Below are 319 nucleotides of genomic sequence, written 5' to 3'. Positions count from 1 at the left end.
GGTTGATAATGGAGAATAACGGAATCGAACCGATGACCTCCTGCTTGCAAAGCAGGTGCTCTCCCAGCTGAGCTAATTCCCCATATGGGCCTAAATGGACTTGAACCATCGACCTCACGCTTATCAGGCGTGCGCTCTAAACCAGCTGAGCTATAGGCCCAAATAAGCGTCTTATAGGTTAAAGTTTTAAGAGGTAAACCTCTCAAAACTAAACAAAGTTTCTTCGATGTGTAGGTTCCGTTTTATTCCTTAGAAAGGAGGTGATCCAGCCGCAGGTTCTCCTACGGCTACCTTGTTACGACTTCACCCCAGTCATCTG

At 46.7% G+C, this 319-nt stretch carries 2 tRNA genes and 1 rRNA gene; all 3 read right to left on the bottom strand.

The features are described from left to right. Positions 1 to 9 precede the first annotated feature (9 nt). A tRNA-Ala gene (locus LMB57_RS00015) sits at positions 10 to 82 on the bottom strand. A gap of 3 nt (positions 83 to 85) precedes the next feature. Beyond that, positions 86 to 160, bottom strand: a tRNA-Ile gene (locus LMB57_RS00010). Positions 161 to 253: 93 nt separating this feature from the next. Beyond that, positions 254 to 319 (bottom strand): 16S ribosomal RNA (locus LMB57_RS00005); the annotation flags it as partial.

This window comes from Limosilactobacillus secundus (assembly GCF_020784695.1).
Taxonomy (GTDB): Bacteria; Bacillota; Bacilli; order Lactobacillales; family Lactobacillaceae; genus Limosilactobacillus; species Limosilactobacillus reuteri_F.
This window is presented reverse-complemented; position numbering and strand designations above follow the sequence as displayed.